Origin of the sequence: Apibacter muscae, from assembly GCF_007845595.1 — a bacterium.
In the GTDB taxonomy this organism is placed as follows: domain Bacteria; phylum Bacteroidota; class Bacteroidia; order Flavobacteriales; family Weeksellaceae; genus Apibacter; species Apibacter muscae.
Genome location: NZ_SELI01000020.1, coordinates 161,939 through 181,999, shown reverse-complemented (window position 1 = coordinate 181,999; position 20,061 = coordinate 161,939). Strand labels below are relative to the sequence as shown.

The following is a 20,061-nucleotide window of genomic DNA, read 5'->3' as shown; positions in this document are numbered from 1 at the left end:
AAAAATACGAATATTTAATGGATTTATTTCATCCGTTAATCTTTTATAAGTGAAAATCATTGACGATTTATTTCATAAATTTTAGATAGGATAATGTGTCTTTTTTAGCAGAATTTTCTTCTTTTTTAGATTTATCTTTATCTTGATCTTTTTTTGTATCTTTTTTCTTAAAAAGTTCTTTAAAGCTATTGAAAGATCTTTTATATATGATACTTCCTCCATATGCTTGATTATCGGCTCCTGAATTTGAAAGTAATGAAGTTTCCAAACCAAAGGTAGAGGGTTTAGAAAATCCACTGATAATTAGTGAACCGTCTGCATCTGTGGATACGTCGTAATTAATTTTCGCACCATAAGTCCAAACATCAGCGGCGCTTTTTTGTTCTAAAGGCATATTTACGGATCCAATGATTGATAATCTTTTATTGAGATGCAAGGTGGGATCTAATGAGATTCTATCACTTGTATTATCTACTTTAGAACCTGCATTGTAAGATGCATTCAATGAGAAGGAATTATTTATGTTATTGATTACGGAGGTTAATTGTTTTAAAACTACATCGTAAGCAGAAGATGCGTAACTACTTCCTCCCATATTACTAGCTATGAAATTTCCAAATAATACTATTCCTGCTACTTGATTAAATTTCTCTCCTTCGTTGTTGTTTAATTTGGTTTTTAATTGTTCAGCAATGGAAGAGGACACATCTGCATTAATGTCAAAAGAAATTTCAGGTTTTGCTAAATTACCGGTTAGTAATGCTGTTACCGTTACATTGGAGGCTGGTACAGTTCCTATACCTAAGTAAGCACCTATATTACTTACAGATTTTGAATAGGTCGCTTTGATATCCATAATAGCAGCTGTTGGTGCTTGATTTTCCCATCGGATGGTACTTCCCGGGGTGATGTTAAAGTCTTTATTCAAAAACATCTTATAGTAGTACTTACTATTCTCAGCAATCGTATAGGTTCCATCCATGGTAATTACTCCGGATTGATTCATTTTAAATTTCAAGTTTTCAGTATTCCCTCTTACTTCTATATTATCCCCAGTTTCATCACTAATTATTATTTTTACTACTGAATTACTATGTGCGGTTACCTCTGCATTAATGGAAAATCCGGTAGGGGGTTTTTGTTCTGAAACAGGTGCATCTTCGTCTTTTTGTTCTGGCAAAAATTTTATATAGCTAATATCTGTAGCATTTGTGGTACTACTACTGTTTATAGTCAGCGAGCTACCGTTTAGGGCAGTTGCTTTTGCCGAAAGCTGAATTCCGGAAGCAGTAGATCCGGTTAATGAAAAATTTCCTGAGGCATAAACGGTTCCAAAAAACAAGTCATTATCTGTAATGGTTGTATTTAAGACTAATAATCTATTCGTGGAAAATTCTAAATCCATGCCCCATTCAGAGAAATTTTTAGTCATTAATGGCCCAAATACATTCCCTATCGTTCCGTCTTTAGTATCTCTTAGCTCAATATTGTCTAGAAGAAATATTCCATCAGAAATCTGTAAATCTTGATCTTTGGTTAGCTCATAATCTACTCCTGTAAAATTTAACTTAAATCCTACTTTGGACATTGTTAGTATCCCTTGATATTTAGGATTAGTTATATCTCCTGTTATATGAACTTCGCCAGTAGCTGTTCCTCTAAATCTAGACAATATACTTTGTAAAAAACTGCCAATGGGTGCTACATTCATTTCATTGGCAATAAGGTTAATATCTAATTGTGCCGGTAAACCTTTCTTATTTTGAATGTACCCATTAACTAAAAAATGTTTTCCTTTAGAATCTTCTAATTGAGCATCTATTTCATACTTATTTTCTAAGGAATTATAAATAGCGTCTACGTTTAAGTTGCCTAATGCTTCTTTATTAAATTTTAGACCTTTAATTTCAAAATCCACGATGGGTTTAAATTCTTTGGAAGTTTTAAGAATTTCCACGGTTCCGCTAGCTACACCTTCAAAGGTCATATCTTTAAGCAAATTGGCGGGAATTACTTTTTCTAAAAGAACATTATTCAGGTCTAAATCAAAATTATAGTTGTCGTTAGAAGAATATTCGCCTGAAAGCATTATTTCTGAATCTGTTGATCTTAAACCAATTTTTTGCAAACTCAACTTACCAGTAATAGTGTTGTATATTGCTATTGCTTCATTTGATTTAAATTCAGGATTTAAAGTCCATACTGTTTGAGGCATTTCAATATCTGATGGCTTAAATCCAAAAATAACATCATTCCCTTTTCTTGTTTGATATAAATTTAAATCAAAATTTGTTTTATTATCTTTGGTTTTTCCATAATTAAATTTAGTTGAAGCGAATAATGAATCATTCCTTTTAAAGCCAGAAAAATTTAAGTCGTTGATTGAATTATTTCCGATGCTTAAAGAGGATAAATTGCCCATAAACTGTTTGAGACTATCTGCCGTGTTTATAAATATATTGGGATTTTTTAGCTTTATGTTATCATAGTAAACATATTCTGAAATCATTTGCACTTGCAATTGGTTCTTATCTCCAATATATCTTCCCGTTAATGTTGTTCCTGGGGAAATATTAGCTTTAATCATTAAAAGATCAAACAAATCTTTTTGTACATCAAGAATAAATGAAAATTCTTTTCCTTTAAAAACTTTCTTAGGTTTATAGTTTACCAATAAACTTCCGACCCCTTCTTGCAACATGGCTGGAACTTCATTGAGCTTATAATTTCCATAAATATTTGCTGTAAGCATATTTGATGAGAAAATATCTAAATTTCTTAATCCATTGTCCATAGACGTTTGAATATTTATATCGTTGTAAGGAATTGGAATACTATCTTTAGTAATTGTTATGGAAGTAATATTAATTTTCCCCAATACATCATCTATGGTACTAAACTTAACATCTGCATTTACATCTCCTCTAAATATGGTATTTTTATCAACCACATTAGTAAAGTAAGAAATATCTAATTTATTGATTTCTGCATCAAAAGTGGTCTTTATGGTTTTCTGCGAGAAATCCAGATTCCCTTCAAAGTTAAAGGCTACGTGCTGATCGTTCGTATTAATATTACCTTTAAAAATTTTGTTATTGATTTTACCAACCACTGAAATTCCATGGATTTCTCTGTTATTCATCTGTAAATTAGACAAATACGCGTCAAATTTAGTATCCAAGTGATTCATATCAAAACCTTTACCATCAAAACTTATTTTAGACGTTATAGGACCTAAAGCAGAGGTCTTGGTAAATGGTGCTAAATTCAAATGATGGGTATTTAAAGTTCCTTTATATGTAGGAACATTTCCTGAATAATTGGATAATTGAACATCTGCAATTACCTCACCTATAGAACTTACAACTCTTCCTTTTGCTAAAATTTCCTGTTTATCTAAAGAAAAATCGCCTTTGTAATTAGCAATACCGACGTTGGAAAATACTTCCGGAATTTTTACTGATATAAATTTCGGCAACCATTTCGTTAAAGATGTATAAGATGTTTGCAAATGAGCTTTTTCCGTTAATAATGAAATGGATTTTTCCTTGTCGGAAGAAGCCATATCTTTAATAAATAAATAAGGAGCAGAATATATGGTATTCTCAGATGAAATTATAGGGTTAATCAACTTAAGATTATTTAACGTTCCTTCCGCTTTGGAAGAAGCAACCATTGTAGAATTTGAATCCCAGTCTTTAACAAAATAGCGTATGTCTTTTCCGGAAATTTTACTTCCTGGTTTTAAATCTAGATCCCAATTTACATGGTCTGAAAAATTAGTCATTCCATTCTCTTTTGTATAAGAGAAGATTAATTTCCCTAAAAGTAAAGAGGTATCTGTTTGAAAAAATAAATCTTCAAAAGCTAATTTTGTATCGGAATAATGTACTTTCCCTTTTATTTTACTAACATTATAACTTTCATTACGTCTAATTCCTTTAAATCTTAATTCATCAACCGTTACTTGTACATCTGAATTAAATACCGATACGGATGGAGCTTTTAGATATAAATGACTCGCATCTAACCAATATTGATCATTAGTAGGTAAATTTTGATTTACTATGGATAATTTACCATCAACAAGGTCTACTTTAACCCTTAATTTAAAGTCTTTGTTGGATGGCTCGTCAGATTTAAACTTTGTTATAAATTTATTAAAATTATCAGTATTTTCTCCCTTATAGGTAATAACCTGTACTATAGGTTTATTTAAAGTTATCTGATCAATTTCAATATCATTTACCTTTTTAATAAGTATATTTTTTAATAATGAGATTGTATTGGCATAAGCCTTTAATTCTTTTATTTGGATGAACTCATGTTGATGATGGTCTTTTACTATAGCATCATGCAAAATTATATTTCCTAAATAATCAACTTCTATACTTTGAACTGAAATTTCTGTTTTAAATTTATCATTTAGAAAACTTAAAGCTTTTTGTGCTATTTTTTCTTTAACTGAAGGTAAATTTAGTATAATTAATAGAGAGATTGCTATTACAAAAAAGAATCCTAAGGAGTACAAAGCTCCTTTCAGTATTTTAGTGAATATATTTTTTATTTTTAACTTTGCCATAAATGAAAACACCCATTATTTTAGGAATTGAATCGTCATGCGATGATACTTCAGCTGCAATCATACAAGGGAGAAAAATACTTTCAAATGTTGTGTCCACTCAAAAAGTACATCAAAACTATGGCGGAGTAGTTCCAGAGCTTGCCTCCCGCGCTCACCTTCAAAATATTGTACCTGTAATAGATCAAGCAATTCAATTAGCAAATATAACTAAAAAAGATATAAATGCGATTGCTTTTACTAGAGGTCCTGGTTTGTTGGGTTCCTTATTAGTGGGCACTAGTTTTGCTAAATCTTTGGCAATGGCTTTAAATATACCTCTTCTTGAAGTGAATCATATGCAAGGACATATTTTCGCCCATTTTATTGAAGAGGATAATTTAGAATCTCCTAGCTTTCCGTTTTTATGTTTAACAGTTAGTGGTGGACATACACAAATTGTGAAAGTAAACGACTATTTCTCATTCGAAGTTTTGGGTGAAACTTTGGACGACGCTGCTGGTGAGGCTTTTGATAAGATTGGTAAACTTATGGGTTTAAACTACCCTGCCGGGGCTATGATAGATCAATTGGCGCAATTGGGAGATCCAGAAAAGTTTAAGTTTCCCATACCAAAATTAGAGGGTCTAAATTTTTCTTTCAGTGGAATAAAGACTTCCGTAATGTATTTTTTACAAAAAAATCAGAATAATCCATCATTTATATCAGAGAATTTAAAAGATCTATGTGCTTCGGTACAAAATACAATTATTAAAGCCTTGCTCGTAAAAGTAGAAAAAGCTGTTGAAAGAACAGGGATTAAAAATATTGCAATTGCAGGAGGAGTTTCTGCCAATTCTGAATTAAGAAAAAAATTTAAAGACCTAGAAATTACTCATAATTGTAAAACTTATATACCTATAATAGAATACACTTCAGACAATGCTGCCATGATAGCAATTGTGGGTAGTTTAAAATACGAGAGAAGTTTATTTACAGATTTAAATGTTTCTGCATCTGCTAGATACCATTTATAATTAAAAATTTATGAGTTATAAAATTATTGCATGCTTCTTTTCTATTCTTACACTTTTCATTTTAACTTCATGCAATAAAAAAACTACGATTTTTGAAGAAAATTTTAAAAATAATTCCAACCGTTGGGATACCTTAACTTCTGTTTATATCTCAAATAAGATAAAAAATAATCAGCTCGTTCTAAGCAATCAATTAGATAATATTTTAAATAGCTCATTAATTCGTTTAGATTTTTTTAAAACGGAAGATAAATATTCCATTTCAAGCAACTTGATTTTTGATAAATTTTATGGAAACCATGGCTTAGGCGGACTAATTTTATTTTCTGACAGTAAAGACAATCCAAAAAATTTTATTTTTTTTGGTGTTAATTCACAAAATGAAATTGTAATTTCAGAAGAAAATGCTTCACCCAACCTTTCCAAAGTTTATTATAAGCAAAAAAATCAAGCTTATAAACAAGGCGAAACCAATATATTTAAATTAAAATATTTAGATAATCATTGGCAATTTTTAGTGAATAATAAACCCATTGTTACAATTCAAAATCAGTTAAAAAATAATTATTACATGGGTTTTGGAGTTATTAATTGCCAATTAACTTCCAATCATATCATTATTGAATCTGAATAAATTTTATTTAATAGTAAATTTTAAAAAATTCTTATAGTTATATTTTACTTCAAATTACTCCGCTACTTTTTATATAGAAGAAATACCAATGTATCCATTGGTATTTCCTAGCATAGTATAAATTTTATTTAAAAAATTAAATTACAATTATCTTACCTTTAATTGGATCATTTCTTTTTGGAAGCATAGTAGTATTCTAATGCTTTTGGCATAATCCTATTTAAGTCTTCAATTCTGTTTTTCGGATCCGGATGGGTAGATAAGAACTCCGGGGTTGAACTTCCCCCTGTGGCTTCAACCATTCTCTCCCAAAATATAGGAGCTTGTCTTGGATCATAACCTGCCATAGCCATTATATATAATCCCATTTCATCAGCATCGGATTCCTGTTTACGACCATATTTAAGTAAAGTTACACCACTGGCTACGGGGTAAAGTTCACCAATCACTCCATTTAACAACTGATTATTGGTCACTCCCCCTAACAATTGTCCGCCTAATTGTGAAACATATGTTTGAGAAATCTTCTCAGCGCCATGACCTGCCAACGCATGTGCAATTTCATGTCCAAGCACAACAGCTAATCCTGTATCATCCTTACAAACAGGTAAAATTCCAGAATAAACGGCTACTTTACCACCAGGCATACACCAAGCATTAATATTTTTAGGATCCTCAATTAATACAAATTGCCACTCATACCCTTCCAAGGCAGAAGATTTCCCAATCGAAGCATAATATGCTTCCGCTGCGGCCTTAATTCTATTTCCAACCTCACTTACTTCCTTTGCATCTTTAGTACCCTTAATAATCTTGCTTGAGGTTAATACTTGACTATATTGTTGAAATGAAGAAGGTAAAATCTGGGAATTAGACACAAAACTTAATGATTTTCTGCCTGTTAGTGGATTGGTTGCACAAGAGGCAAGTGTTAAAGCAATCCATGTACTTACTAATATTTTTTTAACTTTCATATTTAATAATTAATCTCAATTATATAGTAAATTTATTAATTAAGTTCTTAAATTTGCAAAATTATATAAAATAAAATTTTAGAACATATGTCTTATTTATTTACTTCCGAGTCTGTCTCAGAAGGACATCCAGATAAAATAGCTGATCAAATTTCTGATTCTATTTTAGACAATTTTTTGGCTTTTGATTCTGAGTCTAAAGTTGCTTGTGAAACTTTAGTTACTACAGGACAAGTGGTATTGGCTGGAGAAATAAAATCTAATACTTATATAGACGTTCAAAAGATAACTAGAGATATTATAAAAAAAATTGGTTATACCAAAAGCGAATATAAATTTGAAGCAGATTCTTGTGGTATTTTATCTGCTTTACATGAACAATCGCAAGATATAAACAGAGGGGTTGACAAAGAAAAGAAGGAAGACCAAGGAGCTGGAGATCAAGGAATGATGTTTGGTTATGCGACCAATGAAACCAAAAACTATATGCCATTAGCTTTAGATATTTCTCACAATATACTAAAGGTTCTAGCTAAAGTTCGTAAGGATGGAAGTGAGATGACTTATTTGCGCCCAGACGCTAAATCTCAAGTAACTATTGAGTACGATGATCATAACAAGCCTAAACGCATTGATACCATAGTTTTATCCACGCAACACGACATGTTTGATGAAGACGAAAAAGTAGTTCTAAATCAAATAGAGAAAGATGTTAAAAATATTATTATTCCTAAAGTAAAAGCTCTTGCATCTAAAGAAATCCAAGACTTATTTGACGATAATATTATTTACCATATAAACCCAACTGGTAAATTTGAAATTGGAGGTCCTCATGGAGATACAGGGTTAACAGGTAGAAAAATTATTGTAGATACTTATGGCGGAAAAGGCGCACATGGTGGTGGAGCCTTTTCAGGAAAAGATCCTTCCAAAGTAGATCGCTCTGCGGCTTATGCAACCAGACATATTGCTAAAAATTTGGTGGCTGCCGGGGTTGCGGATGAAGTTTTAGTGCAAGTATCCTACGCTATAGGGGTTACAAAACCTTGTGGAGTATATATTAATACATTTGGAACTTCTAAAGTTGAATTAACTGATGGTGAGATCGCTTTAAAAGTTGAAAAACTTTTTGATTTAAGACCTTATTCCATTGAAAAACGTTTAAAGTTGAGAAATCCTATATATGCTGAAACTGCCGCTTACGGACATATGGGAAGAGATAATGAAACAGTAGTTAAACGATTTGAAAGAAGTGGTGAAAATGGTAAAATTGAAGTTAAGGAAATTGAAGTGGAATTGTTTACATGGGAAAAACTTGATTATGTGAACGAAATAAAATCTTCTTTTAACATTAATTAAACATTAAATTCAAAATGCCTAAAATCTTAGCCATTGACTTTGGCGAAAAAAGAACGGGTTTGGCTGAGACTGATGATCTTCAAATCATTGCAAGTGGACTAGCAGGAATTCTTACTAAAGACTTAATCTCGTTCTTAAGTAAATATATGAAGAATAATTCCGTACAAAAAATAATAATAGGTCTTCCTACTCGTTTGGATGGTACCATGTCTGTGATTGAAAACTCTATTCAAGAATGCATTAAGAAAATAAATTGTTTATTTCCTAGCGTTCCTATTGAACGTATAGATGAAAGATTTACCTCTAAAATAGCCGCTCATGCCATAAGTTTAAGCGGTAAAAATAAAAAGCAAAGAGAAAACAAACATTTGTTGGACGAAGTAAGTGCTACTTTAATTCTTCAAACTTATTTAGATAAAAATATTAAGTTATGATTTTACCTATATATGCCTATGGTGAGCCTATATTACGAAAAAAAACTATGAATATTGATAAAGATTATCCTGAATTAGATAATCTTATTGTTAATATGTTTGAAACTATGTATAGAGCCAATGGGATTGGTTTAGCAGCTCCACAAATTGGCTTAAATAAAAGACTTTTTATAATCGATGCTGCTCCACTTGCAGAAGATGAAGAATACTCTGACCTTAAGAATGAACTTCTGAATTGTAAAAAAGTATTTATTAATCCTAAAATTATTCATACAGAAGGAGACCCTTGGAAATTTAATGAAGGTTGTTTAAGTATTCCTGATATAAGGGAAGATATTGCAAGGCCAGAAAAAATCACCATTGAATATTACGATGAAAATTGGAAATTTCATACAGAAACATTTGGGGACATTAGAGCACGAATTATTCAGCATGAATACGATCACATAGAAGGTATTTTGTTTACAGACCTTTTATCGCCTTTAAAAAAGAAATTATTAAAAAGTAAATTAACACAAATTAGTAAAGGAAAAATTAAGGTGGATTACAGAATTAAATTTCCATCCAACTAAAATATTTATTAAAAACTAAAATTATAACTCAAACATATGGATCTTACTAAAGTTATATCTATTACTGGAAAGCCTGGTTTATTCGAACTTTTATCGCAAACCCGAGGAGGATTTATCGTTAAAGATTTAGATGCACAAAAAAAATCATCTATCAATGCAAATAGCCAAGTAAGTTTAATACAAAACATCTCAATTTATACCCAAGATTCTGAAGTTTCTTTAATTTCAGTGTTTATCTCCATAGCACAAAAACACAATTTTCAAGAACTGAAGTTTGAGAAAAATAATTCTGAAGCCTTACATTCTTTAATGAAAGAAGTACAACCGGATTATGCTCAAGATAGAGTTTACAATTCCGACTTAAAAAAACTTTTCTCATGGTATAATATTTTGATAAAAAATAAAATTTTAACAGAAGAAGGTGTTAAAACTTATTTAGCAAATATGGCACAGGTGGAAGCAGAAAATAACCAAGAGGTTTCAGAAAACAACCAAGCCCCGCTAGATATAGAGGTTACTGAGAGAAAAGCTTCTAAAAAAGCTGAGAAAAAAGAATCTAAGCCTAAAACTAAATCAGAAGAAAAAAGTAAAACTTCAAAAAAGAAGATTGATCAATAAAAGCATAAAGCTTAAAAAATCATAAGTTTATTAAGGTATCAAATTTTTTGATACCTTTTTAATTTAATTTTTACTTGAATATGAGTACTAGAGAAAAACAATTGGAATCTTTTAATAAACTCTTAGATATTATGGATCAACTAAGAGAAGAATGTCCTTGGGACAAAAAACAAACCTTCCAAAGTCTGAAGGATCTAACTTTGGAGGAAACTTATGAGTTGCTAGAAGCTATAGAAAATAAAGATTTCGAAGAGATAAAAAAAGAATTGGGGGATCTTATGCTTCATCTAGTATTCTACTCTAAAATTGCTTCGGAGAGTGATAAATTTGATATTGGCGATGTACTAAATTCTATATGTGATAAACTTATTTATAGGCATCCACATATTTATGGTTCAGTAAATGTAAAGGATGAAAATGATGTGAAACAAAATTGGGAAAAATTAAAATTAAAAGAAGGAAGAAATTCCGTTCTTGAAGGAGTGCCCTCCTCCCTACCATCAATGATCAAAGCATACCGAATCTTAGATAAGGTAAAAGGAATAGGCTTTGATTTCAAAAATGAATCCGAGGATATAAATAAAATTAAAGAAGAAATTGAAGAATTTGAGAATGAGAATGACTTAGAAAATAAAGAGAAAGAATTTGGAGATATTTTATTTTCACTTATAAATTTTGCACATAGACAAAATATAAACCCTGAGAATGCATTGGAAAAAACGAATAGAAAATTTATAACAAGATTCCAGACTATGGAATATTTAATTAAGAATAAAAATTTAGAAATTGAAAATCTATCTTTGAATGAATTGAATTTTTTTTGGGATGAAGCAAAATCCATATGTAATAAATAAAATCCTATATTTTTACTAAAAAAATTTGTAATATAGAAAAATGCTATTATCTTTGCACCACTAAAAAATAATAGTTCAGTTATTAATTTAACGACTATATAATGATCCGGTAGTTCAGTTGGTTAGAATACCTGCCTGTCACGCAGGTGGTCGCGGGTTCGAGTCCCGTCCGGATCGCTAAATTTTACATTTTACTACCTTGATCCGGTAGTTCAGTTGGTTAGAATACCTGCCTGTCACGCAGGTGGTCGCGGGTTCGAGTCCCGTCCGGATCGCTTTAAAAATTGATAATGATACATTATCAATTTTTTTTTACATATATATATAAGTTTTTGTACTTATCCTATTCCATTGTAAAATATATCATTAATCTACTTTAATATAAATTAATACATTGCATATAGTTTATTAATCCTATTATTTTGTTTACTAAATTTACATCTGAGATGGTCTAACTTTTGCTTTTAAAAAAATTTTCTGTAATCTTTAAACATTATTACTTTTTCATGCTTTTTAGATACCAAATAGCTTATATTACAAATCTTATCCATAATATCTTTCAAGATGGAAATAAGCAAATGATTGGAAATATTAATTTAATATCACTAGTCATCTATGGTTATTTTAAATCATTTAAATATATTTAGAAATTCAGACGTTGATTTTTTCCAAGATATAGATATTGACTTTCTAAAAGTAAAATAGCTTTTGTTAAAATTTAAGTCTATTAAGTAAATTTTGTATAAAGTTTAAAAAAATTTTAAAATCTAAAGATGTTCAATAACATAATATGAAAAAAATTATCGCATATCCTCTTTCAATAATTTATTATTTATTGTTTGGGTCTACACTAGTAATCTTTCATTTCATTCAATGGATCTGTTTAAATCTTTTTGGTTATGGTGCACATAAAAAAAGTGTAGATATCATGTGTTTTTTTCTGGTAGCAAATACTTATGTTTTAGGAACACGTTATAAGGTTTTAGGGTTAGATAAAATACCTTCCAACGTGCCTTTAATTATAGCGGCCAATCATCAAAGTTTATACGATACAACTAGTATTGGATGGTTTTTTAGAAAGTTTCATCCAAAATTTATTAGTAAAATTGAACTTGGTAAAGGTATACCTAGTATTTCATATAATTTAACCCACGGCGACTCCGTTTTAATCGACAGAAAAGATCCTAAACAATCGTTATCAGCAATAAAAACTATGGCTGAGTATATTGAAAAAAACAATAGAGCGGCTGTTATATTCCCAGAAGGTACACGAAGTAAAACAGGAAAACCTGGTATGTTTGCAAAAGCAGGTCTTAAGATACTATGTAAGAATTCACCATCCGCATACGTTGTACCTGTAACTATTAATAATTCATGGAAAATGACGCTTTGGGGAGCATTTCCTATGGGCATTGGAAATTGTATAGAATTATTAGTTCATGATCCCATAAAAGTAAACAGCATGTCATTGGATGAGTTATTTATAGAAACCGAAAATCAAATTGTTAATCATATTAACAATGATTATATAGTTTAAATTTAATTTCATAAAATTTTTTTGAATTGATTTCTTTTGAATATATATTTTAAACATCTAAATAAAATCTTGATCATCGATCACTTATATCTCACTTTATCATATAATTTTAAAGTACAACAATAATTACTTTAATCCTTACTAAATATAATTCTTTTACTTCATTATTTTTTTGTTAAAATACAACCGTATAAACAACTAAAAGTAATAATATTAGTATATTCGCGAGGCATAATTTAGGGAATATGAAATTAAGTTTTAAAAAACTAAACAACCTTGTAGGATTATTAGTATTTATCATTGCTGCAATAACATATTTATTAACCATAGAGCCTAATTTTAGTTTTTGGGACTGTGGTGAATATATTTCTTCCGCTGTAAAGCTTGAAGTTACTCACTCTCCAGGAGCCATATTTTTTCAGTTGTTAGGAGCTGTTTGGGCCATCTTAGCTATGGGTGACGGTACCAAATATTCTTTGGTTATCAATGCCATGTCTGCAATTATGAGTGCTTTAACCATTCTATTCCTTTTTTGGACAATTACGCATTTAACAAGAAAACTTTTATTTTCTAAAATAGAACTTGATGATTTAACTGCTTATCAAAAAGCTACTTTAATACTTAGTGGTGCAGTAGGTGCGCTAAGTTTTACTTTTACAGATACTTTTTGGTTTTCAGCTGTCGAAGGTGAAGTGTATGCAGCTGCATCTTGCTTTACGGCTTTGTTACTTTGGTTAATGTGTAAATGGGAAAATGATGACAGTTCTAGATCCGATCGATGGATTGTTTTAATTTCTTTAATCATTGGTTTATCCGTTGGCGTTCACTTAATGGTAATTTTAATCGTACCTACCCTAGGCTATATTTACTATATAAAAAAGTACACATTTACTTGGAAAAGCTTTATAATAGCTAGTGCAGTCATTGGATTTGTATTCATATTGGTATTTAAAGTTATTTTCCCTTACACCATGTCCTTTTTTGGTAAATCGGAAATTTTCTTTGTAAATAAACTACAAATGCCATTTAACACGGGTTCAATTTTTGCCTTTATTGTTATTGTCTTAGTTTTCTATTTCGGTTTAAAATATACACATAAACATAAACTAAGTTTAGTACATACCATAATACTTTCAATTTTATTTATGTTAATAGGTTTTTCAAGCTGGTTAGCTTTGCCTATTAGAGCTCAGGCTAACACCCCCATCAACCTAAATGATCCTGACAATGCAATTGGAATGCTAGATTATTACAACCGTGCGCAGTATGGAGATTGGCCCGTATTTTATGGTGCAAATTATACCGCTTACTTAGATCCTAACGGTATCATTGGTACAGAAGATAACGGTCCTATTTATGAAAAAAATGAAGAAGAAGGTAGATATATAGAAACCGGTAGACGCTTTAACTATAAATTTAATCCTGAACATATAAGCCTCTTACCTAGAATGTATAGTCCTGATGCTGGAGCTATGGAAAATTATGGTTTAATGGAAGGTTACCCCAAATTCTCATTAAATCCCTCATTCTATCAAAATCCAGAGGCACAAAAAATTTATGAGGATTTAAATTCTAAACTAGAAAATGGAAGCATTAGAATAAGAGATTACCAAGTTGCCAAACAAAATGATTTATTAAAGGTACAGAAACCTACACTGGGTCAAAATTTAGATTTCATGATGACCTACCAGATGGGATATATGTTTATTCGTTACTTGTTATGGAATTTCGTAGGAAAGCAAAATGATATACAAGGCAATTACGAAAGTACTAAAGGAAATTGGATTAGTGGAATTAATTTTATTGATAAAATGCATTTGGGAGATCAGAGTAAACTTCCTGCTACCTATGTAAACAAAGCAACGAATAAATATTATTTTCTTCCTCTAATACTTGGTTTTATAGGATTTTTCTTTCAACTAAACCGAGATCCTAGAAGAAATTTTGCGTTAATTGCTATTTTCCTACTTTCAAGTGTTGGTATTATTTTATACACAAGCATTAAAGCTTTTGAACCTAGAGAAAGAGATTATGCCTTAGTGACTAGCTTTTTTACATTTGCCATATGGATAGGATTAGGCGTATCTGCCATCATGCATCAATTCAAAAAAAATAATCAGAAAAAAATCGGCTTAATTTTAGGAATTTTAACTCTTGGAATCCCTCTTTTAATGGGTTTTCAAAACTGGGACGATCACGATAGAAGCAGAAGATATACTGCCTATGATTTTTCTAAGAGTTACCTAGAAGGATTGGATAAAAATAATCCTATACTTTTTGTGTATGGTGACAATGATACTTACCCACTATGGGCTTTGCAAGAAACGGAAGAATTTCGGCCAGATGCCAAGGTTATTAATTATACTTTACTAGGAACTGCATGGTACATAGATCAAACACACAGAAAAACATATTCCGCCCCTTCCCTCCCTCATTCATTATCACATGAAGAATATAGAGACGGTGTTAACGATCAAATAATGTTGCTAAATAAGAATTTCTGGAGCCAACTTTTCCAGCAAATTCCTGCCAAGGATCTTCCAGAAGAATTTATTAAGTTTAAAAAGTTTGCAACTCAAGATAGCCTTTCTGCTAAAGAAGCAATAAATTTTTTAAAAAATAAAGATGATCAAAAAAGCCTAAAAAATTTACTTGCGACTGTCTATGATGATAGAGATCTTAATAAAGATGATATTGGACTACTTCCAGTAAATAAATTCTATATACCTGTAAATAAAGAAAATGCTTTAAAATATGGAATTGTAAAACCTGAAGATGCTGATTTAATGGTAAATGACATAGTTTTAACCATAGGAAGATCTTCCTTAGGTAAAGATGGACTAGCCATGCTAGATTTATTAGCCAATTATAACTGGGATCGATCTATTTACTTTAGTTCCGGAGGAACTTACTCTCCATCCAATCTAATGTATGCGAACAATTATTTAGAATATCAAGGCTTAGTATCAAAGCTATCACCTATATATACTCCTAATGATGAATTAGGGAACTTAGGTAGAGTGAATCCTAACACTCTGTATCAATTAGTAAAAAATTATAAGTTTGGAAATTTAAAAGATCCCAAAGCTTATTTTGATGAAACTTGTAGAAGTAATATCATTAATTACCGCATATCTTTAGGTAGAACGGCTAAAGAATTAGCTAATATTGGTGAAAATAAAAAGTCTAATGAAATACTTGAACTAATAAATACTGAAATTCCTTTAAGTATGTATCCCGCAACTCCTTCATACAATTCTATAATTACTTCTTACCTACAAATTGGTAAAGAAGAAGAAGGATTAAAACTTGCTGATATTTATAAAAATCAATTACTTGACGAATTGAACTATTATTTATCACTATCCCCTAAATCACAGACCTTTGTTATTGATGACATGGATAATCTTTCTAATTCCTATACCTATTTAATTAGTGAAATTGCCAATACTTATTTAAAAATGAATCAAAAAGAAAAGGCAGTTAAATTCATAGACAATTCAATGAAACCTTTGGACAAAAGATTGCAAGAATTTAAAACATTAGGGAAAAATAGTAAAAATACTTATTCCGCTTCCTTTAATAATTTGAAGTTTTCTTATGGGCAAATGTTTCAATTATTGCATTCTATAGATTCAGTTTATGGAAAACAAAAAGCAGAAGAAATATTGAATGTTTACGAGGAATTAAAATAATATTTTATAATATTGCAAAAAATTCAGGCTGCGTAGTTCAACTGGATAGAATATCAGATTTCGGCTCTGAGGGTTGGGGGTTCGAATCCCTCCGCGGTCACAAGGACAACTCGCTATATTAGCGAGTTGTCTTTTTTTTAAAGATTTAGGAAGATAGTATAAAAGATAAAACATTGGAAAGTATTGTTATAGAGAAAATCTTAGCTTTAAGTCGTGAAATTAGACAATACTATTGACAAATTAAACTCCATGTTAATAAATAAAATTTAGTGAAAGTCCACAACACAGAAAGAATTTTAATATATCGAAAGAAAGAGCATAATATCGAAAAATAAAATATTCGTTTACATTCTTAGAATTCTTTATTGTATAGGAGATTTATACATAAGATGTAGCTAAATTTTAATGAATTACAAATAAAAAAAAACTAAAATATGAAAATTTATAATTTACCATTTATATATCTCACCTTTTCTGTGTTTTTATGTTTACTCATGCCCTATCTTGTTCAAAGAGGTATGTTTTTAGATGGTGTAACCTATGCTACTATGTCAAGAAATTTTGCGGAAGGAATATCTACTACCCAAAAACCTATATACACAGATTTATATCCATTTTACGAACAACCTGTGCTTGGCTTTTTGATACAATCTGTTTTTTACAAAATATTAGGCAATAGTATATACGTAGAAAAAATTTTTTCTATGCTAATGGCTGTTTTAAGTCTTATAGGATTAGTATTATGTTGGAAGATATTTACTAAAAAAACTTCCATATTATTTTCTTTCTGGATGCCTGCTTTAATATGGATAACAATCCCTTTAGTCTCATGGACATTTAGCAATAATATGTTAGAGAGTATAATTACTGTATCAAGTATTTTTTCTGTCTATTTTTCAATAAAGTCATTTCAAAAGCAAAGATTTCTATATACAATTATATCTTCTATATTTATAATTTTCGGCTTTTTAGTTAAGGGTCCCGTTGGAATTTTCCCTTTAGTTACGCCTATAATTTTTGGTTTTATTTTCAATAGAAGAAAAGAGGGTTTTTACAATTTTATCCTAACCTTCATTTCATGTATTTCAATATTATTACTTATTTTTTATACTTTTCCTGCTCTAAAAATCAATATTATAAAATATTTTGAGGTTCATTTATTACCTGCTATTAAAGATGAAAGAGAAATAAGTACCAAATACAGAGGTTTTATAATGTGGAAAGCCTTAATACAGCTATGTATACCATCAATTTTAGTATTAGTTTTCATCTTTATAAATAGATATAAGAGAATTAAAAATGAAGTCCCTTTTTTTAAAGAAGCCTTATTTTTTGTTTTAATCGCATTATCTGCATCATTACCTTTAATGATCACCCATAAACAACGAAAATATTACTTAACCACCTCTCTAATTTATTATAGTCTAGCTTTTGGTTTTTTATTAGCTCCATGGGTAAATTATTATATAAAAAAAATAAATTTAAAATATAGAAAAGCAATAATATATGGTTCCTTTTTTTTAGTATTCATTACTATATCCATTTGTATTATCAGATTTGACAAATACTCTAGAGATAAAGAATTAATTGAAGATGTACTTTATATATCAGACAAGCTCCCTCCACACACTGTTATATCTTTCGAAGATTGTTCTAACTATCTATTAAATGCGTATATGTATCGTTTAGGGTATTTAAACCTTGACTGCTCAGATGATAAACATATATACTACTTAACTGTTAAAGAAAATAGTTTACCAGATAATTTAAAAAACCTTTATGTAAAAGAAAAGGAATTAAATATATATACCTTATATAAGAGAATAAAATAATTAGTTTTTGATACATATTTGTTACAATTATACGTAATAAACAAATAACTAAATCAAAACTATATCCCTGCACGTTCACAATTGCTTATAAATCAAGAATAAATAACACTTAAAAAACAGACTATACATTTATAAAACATTTGTTTATATAAATACAGCTAAAATGGAAAAACTAATTCAATTATCCTCTTTTAAAACAAACTTTAGAACAAATAAAATCTTTGTTCTAATGAATACCAGATTTGTTCTAAGAACACAGCCTAATAAAAAGGGAGAGCATCGTATGTATAATTATATTTCTTAAAAGTAAAACAGAAAGTAATACTTATATTTATTTCTAATAAAAATGTTTACCTCCCCCTCACTTTTTTATAGGATTATTAAGGAGAGTATTTAAGAAATACAACCAATAAAAAAGCAAGAAGTTTAATCTTCTTGCTTTTGGTGGTAAATATTTAATTTATTTTTAACCGAAAGGAGTACCTGAAAACATATCAGTTATATCTATAGCAATACTTAAATCTAATTGCGGTTTGGTAACTAAAGAAGAACAGCCACTAAACATATTAGAAAAAATTAATCCACTAGAAGTATTTAATTTAGGAATACTTGTTAAAGCAGTACAACTACTAAACATTCCTGCAAAATTAGTACCCTTAGAGGTGTTAAAATCTGGTACACTTGTTAAAAAATAACACATATAAAACATACCTCCAAAGTTTTCTCCCTTAGAAGTATCTAATTTAGGAATGGTAGTTAAAGAATTACATACCGCAAACATATAACCGAAATCAGTACCTTTAGAAGTATCTATTAAAGGAATTGTTTCTAAAGAAAAACATCTTCCAAACATATTGTTAAAATTTGTAATATTTTTTGTACTAAATTTAGGAACTTTCTTTAATTCAAAAGCTTCAAAAAACATATCCTTAGCACTTGTAAGCCTTTCTCCATCCGATACATCAGGTAAATAATGCATCTGCGCTCCTTTAGGAGTTATTCTAACAGCTGTTTTCTCTTTATTATACCATCCAAAATACCCGGTATCAATCCAAGCTTCTTGTATGGTAGGTAATTGATTTTCTGATCCGCTTTCTGATTCGTTTTTAGGATATAATTTAGCTATAAAGGCTTTATCTCCTTCGGATAGTTCGTAATTAGCTAGTAGTTTTAGGGTTTGGGAACGTACATAGTAGGGCCATGCCATTACAGAGGCTTCATCAAGTTCTTTGGTTTCTAAGAGTTGTAGGGTATTTTCTGAGGTTAGGGGATCAAAGACATATTGTCTTATTTCTGCCCAGTCCATAGTATAGCCTTCAAAGAAGTCTTCCCAATAGGTTTGTAGTTTTTCGGGGTTTCTCCAATATCCGTTCTCTGTCCATTGTTGGTGTCGTTGTTCGTAGTCTAATCCTAGGATTTGTCCAAATACTCGTAGTACGTCTCCTTTGAATTGTTGTTCATCTTGGTATTGTAAGCCTCCGAATACGGCGGTGGGTTGATTGGGATCACTTATTTTTTTTGCGTCGTTCCCAGTATAAGACCAGGTTAACCAGTCATTTCCTTTCCAGTCAAAGGCGATTCGTACGTCTGCTTTTTGTCCGGATTCTACATAGTGGAATTGGATTCCTGCGTATTGTTCCCATTCGCTGGCTATGTCTTTTATTTTTTTTATTATGGTGGGATCTGTGGGAGTGTTGATAAATTTAATGTATATGCCTGCGTCTTGATTCCATCTTTTGGAGCCGTCGGAGACTCCTAAGCTTTGTACTCCGATTGGGGTTTGGGTTCCATACCAGCGTATTTGATGCAAAGTGGGTTGAACTTCATTTTTGGTAATGCCATCGGTTAGGTCATCACTACAGCTACTTAATAGCAAAAATAAACAACTAAAGATTAATAAAATTTTTTTCATTTTTTATGTTTTATATTTTGTAAATATATTTACTTATATATT

At 30.2% G+C, this 20,061-nt stretch carries 13 protein-coding genes and 3 tRNA genes; 13 read left to right on the top strand and 3 right to left on the bottom strand.

Annotated elements, in window-relative coordinates; translation table 11 throughout:
* Nucleotides 1–67 precede the first annotated feature (67 nt).
* Complete coding sequence (locus tag ETU10_RS08290; RefSeq protein ID WP_146311377.1) at nt 68–4,582, bottom strand: translocation/assembly module TamB domain-containing protein; 4,515 nt, start codon at nt 4,580–4,582, stop codon at nt 68–70.
* Between the two features lie 2 nt (nt 4,583–4,584).
* On the opposite strand from ETU10_RS08290, the gene tsaD reads away from it, so the two are divergent.
* Together tsaD and ETU10_RS08280 are read left to right on the top strand one after the other, a co-directional pair.
* A complete protein-coding gene (gene tsaD / locus ETU10_RS08285) occupies nt 4,585–5,598 on the top strand; it encodes a tRNA (adenosine(37)-N6)-threonylcarbamoyltransferase complex transferase subunit TsaD (RefSeq protein WP_146311375.1) in 1,014 nt (337 codons plus the stop codon).
* Nucleotides 5,599–5,608: 10 nt separating this feature from the next.
* Complete coding sequence (locus ETU10_RS08280; protein ID WP_146311373.1) at nt 5,609–6,232, top strand: hypothetical protein; 624 nt, start codon at nt 5,609–5,611, stop codon at nt 6,230–6,232.
* A gap of 167 nt (nt 6,233–6,399) precedes the next feature.
* Here ETU10_RS08280 and ETU10_RS08275 read toward each other — a convergent pair whose 3' ends face one another.
* Entirely contained in the window at nt 6,400–7,206 is an 807-nt protein-coding gene (locus ETU10_RS08275) for a M48 family metallopeptidase (protein ID WP_146311371.1), read from the bottom strand.
* 87 nt (nt 7,207–7,293) lie between these two features.
* Between ETU10_RS08275 and metK the strand changes: the two genes are divergently transcribed.
* The 11 genes from metK (at nt 7,294) to ETU10_RS08220 (ending at nt 18,107) form a co-directional block, all read left to right on the top strand.
* Nucleotides 7,294–8,565, top strand: coding sequence for a methionine adenosyltransferase (metK, locus tag ETU10_RS08270; protein ID WP_146311369.1), 1,272 nt, complete (start codon nt 7,294–7,296; stop codon nt 8,563–8,565).
* 14 nt (nt 8,566–8,579) lie between these two features.
* On the top strand, nt 8,580–8,999 hold the full coding sequence (gene ruvX / locus ETU10_RS08265) for a Holliday junction resolvase RuvX (RefSeq protein WP_146311368.1): 420 nt from the start codon (nt 8,580–8,582) through the stop codon (nt 8,997–8,999).
* Nucleotides 8,996–9,571: a peptide deformylase gene (gene def / locus ETU10_RS08260; protein WP_146311366.1), complete on the top strand. Its 576-nt coding sequence runs from the start codon at nt 8,996–8,998 to the stop codon at nt 9,569–9,571. The genes ruvX and def overlap by 4 nt, the downstream gene beginning before the upstream one ends.
* 36 nt (nt 9,572–9,607) lie before the next feature.
* Nucleotides 9,608–10,189 (top strand): DUF5606 family protein, encoded by a 582-nt coding sequence (locus ETU10_RS08255; protein WP_185145085.1) that lies wholly within the window; start codon nt 9,608–9,610, stop codon nt 10,187–10,189.
* 80 nt (nt 10,190–10,269) lie between these two features.
* Nucleotides 10,270–11,043 (top strand): nucleoside triphosphate pyrophosphohydrolase, encoded by a 774-nt coding sequence (gene mazG, locus ETU10_RS08250; protein ID WP_146311364.1) that lies wholly within the window; start codon nt 10,270–10,272, stop codon nt 11,041–11,043.
* A gap of 103 nt (nt 11,044–11,146) precedes the next feature.
* Nucleotides 11,147–11,220, top strand: a tRNA-Asp gene (locus ETU10_RS08245).
* Nucleotides 11,221–11,244: 24 nt separating this feature from the next.
* A tRNA-Asp gene (locus tag ETU10_RS08240) sits at nt 11,245–11,318 on the top strand.
* A gap of 515 nt (nt 11,319–11,833) precedes the next feature.
* Entirely contained in the window at nt 11,834–12,580 is a 747-nt protein-coding gene (locus ETU10_RS08235) for a lysophospholipid acyltransferase family protein (RefSeq protein ID WP_146311362.1), read from the top strand.
* A gap of 245 nt (nt 12,581–12,825) precedes the next feature.
* Nucleotides 12,826–16,275: a glycosyltransferase family 117 protein gene (locus ETU10_RS08230; protein ID WP_146311360.1), complete on the top strand. Its 3,450-nt coding sequence runs from the start codon at nt 12,826–12,828 to the stop codon at nt 16,273–16,275.
* Nucleotides 16,276–16,301: 26 nt separating this feature from the next.
* Nucleotides 16,302–16,375 (top strand) — tRNA-Arg (locus tag ETU10_RS08225).
* A gap of 334 nt (nt 16,376–16,709) precedes the next feature.
* Entirely contained in the window at nt 16,710–18,107 is a 1,398-nt protein-coding gene (locus ETU10_RS08220; protein ID WP_146311358.1) for an ArnT family glycosyltransferase, read from the top strand.
* Nucleotides 18,108–18,573: 466 nt separating this feature from the next.
* On the opposite strand, the gene ETU10_RS08215 is transcribed toward ETU10_RS08220, so the two are convergent.
* Nucleotides 18,574–20,019 (bottom strand): BspA family leucine-rich repeat surface protein, encoded by a 1,446-nt coding sequence (locus tag ETU10_RS08215; RefSeq protein ID WP_146311356.1) that lies wholly within the window; start codon nt 20,017–20,019, stop codon nt 18,574–18,576.
* Nucleotides 20,020–20,061: the final 42 nt, after the last annotated feature.

Bases quoted from the DNA above. Each gene is read 5' to 3' on its own strand.
- ETU10_RS08235 (WP_146311362.1), top strand. From the start codon at position 11,834: ATGAAAAAAATTATCGCATATCCTCTTTCAATAATTTATTATTTATTG.
- ruvX (WP_146311368.1), top strand. From the start codon at position 8,580: ATGCCTAAAATCTTAGCCATTGACTTTGGCGAAAAAAGAACGGGTTTG.
- ETU10_RS08280 (WP_146311373.1), top strand. From the start codon at position 5,609: ATGAGTTATAAAATTATTGCATGCTTCTTTTCTATTCTTACACTTTTC.
- ETU10_RS08230 (WP_146311360.1), top strand. From the start codon at position 12,826: ATGAAATTAAGTTTTAAAAAACTAAACAACCTTGTAGGATTATTAGTA.
- def (WP_146311366.1), top strand. From the start codon at position 8,996: ATGATTTTACCTATATATGCCTATGGTGAGCCTATATTACGAAAAAAA.
- ETU10_RS08220 (WP_146311358.1), top strand. From the start codon at position 16,710: ATGAAAATTTATAATTTACCATTTATATATCTCACCTTTTCTGTGTTT.
- ETU10_RS08275 (WP_146311371.1), bottom strand. From the start codon at position 7,206: ATGAAAGTTAAAAAAATATTAGTAAGTACATGGATTGCTTTAACACTT.
- ETU10_RS08255 (WP_185145085.1), top strand. From the start codon at position 9,608: ATGGATCTTACTAAAGTTATATCTATTACTGGAAAGCCTGGTTTATTC.
- ETU10_RS08290 (WP_146311377.1), bottom strand. From the start codon at position 4,582: ATGGCAAAGTTAAAAATAAAAAATATATTCACTAAAATACTGAAAGGA.
- metK (WP_146311369.1), top strand. From the start codon at position 7,294: ATGTCTTATTTATTTACTTCCGAGTCTGTCTCAGAAGGACATCCAGAT.
- tsaD (WP_146311375.1), top strand. From the start codon at position 4,585: ATGAAAACACCCATTATTTTAGGAATTGAATCGTCATGCGATGATACT.
- mazG (WP_146311364.1), top strand. From the start codon at position 10,270: ATGAGTACTAGAGAAAAACAATTGGAATCTTTTAATAAACTCTTAGAT.
- ETU10_RS08215 (WP_146311356.1), bottom strand. From the start codon at position 20,019: ATGAAAAAAATTTTATTAATCTTTAGTTGTTTATTTTTGCTATTAAGT.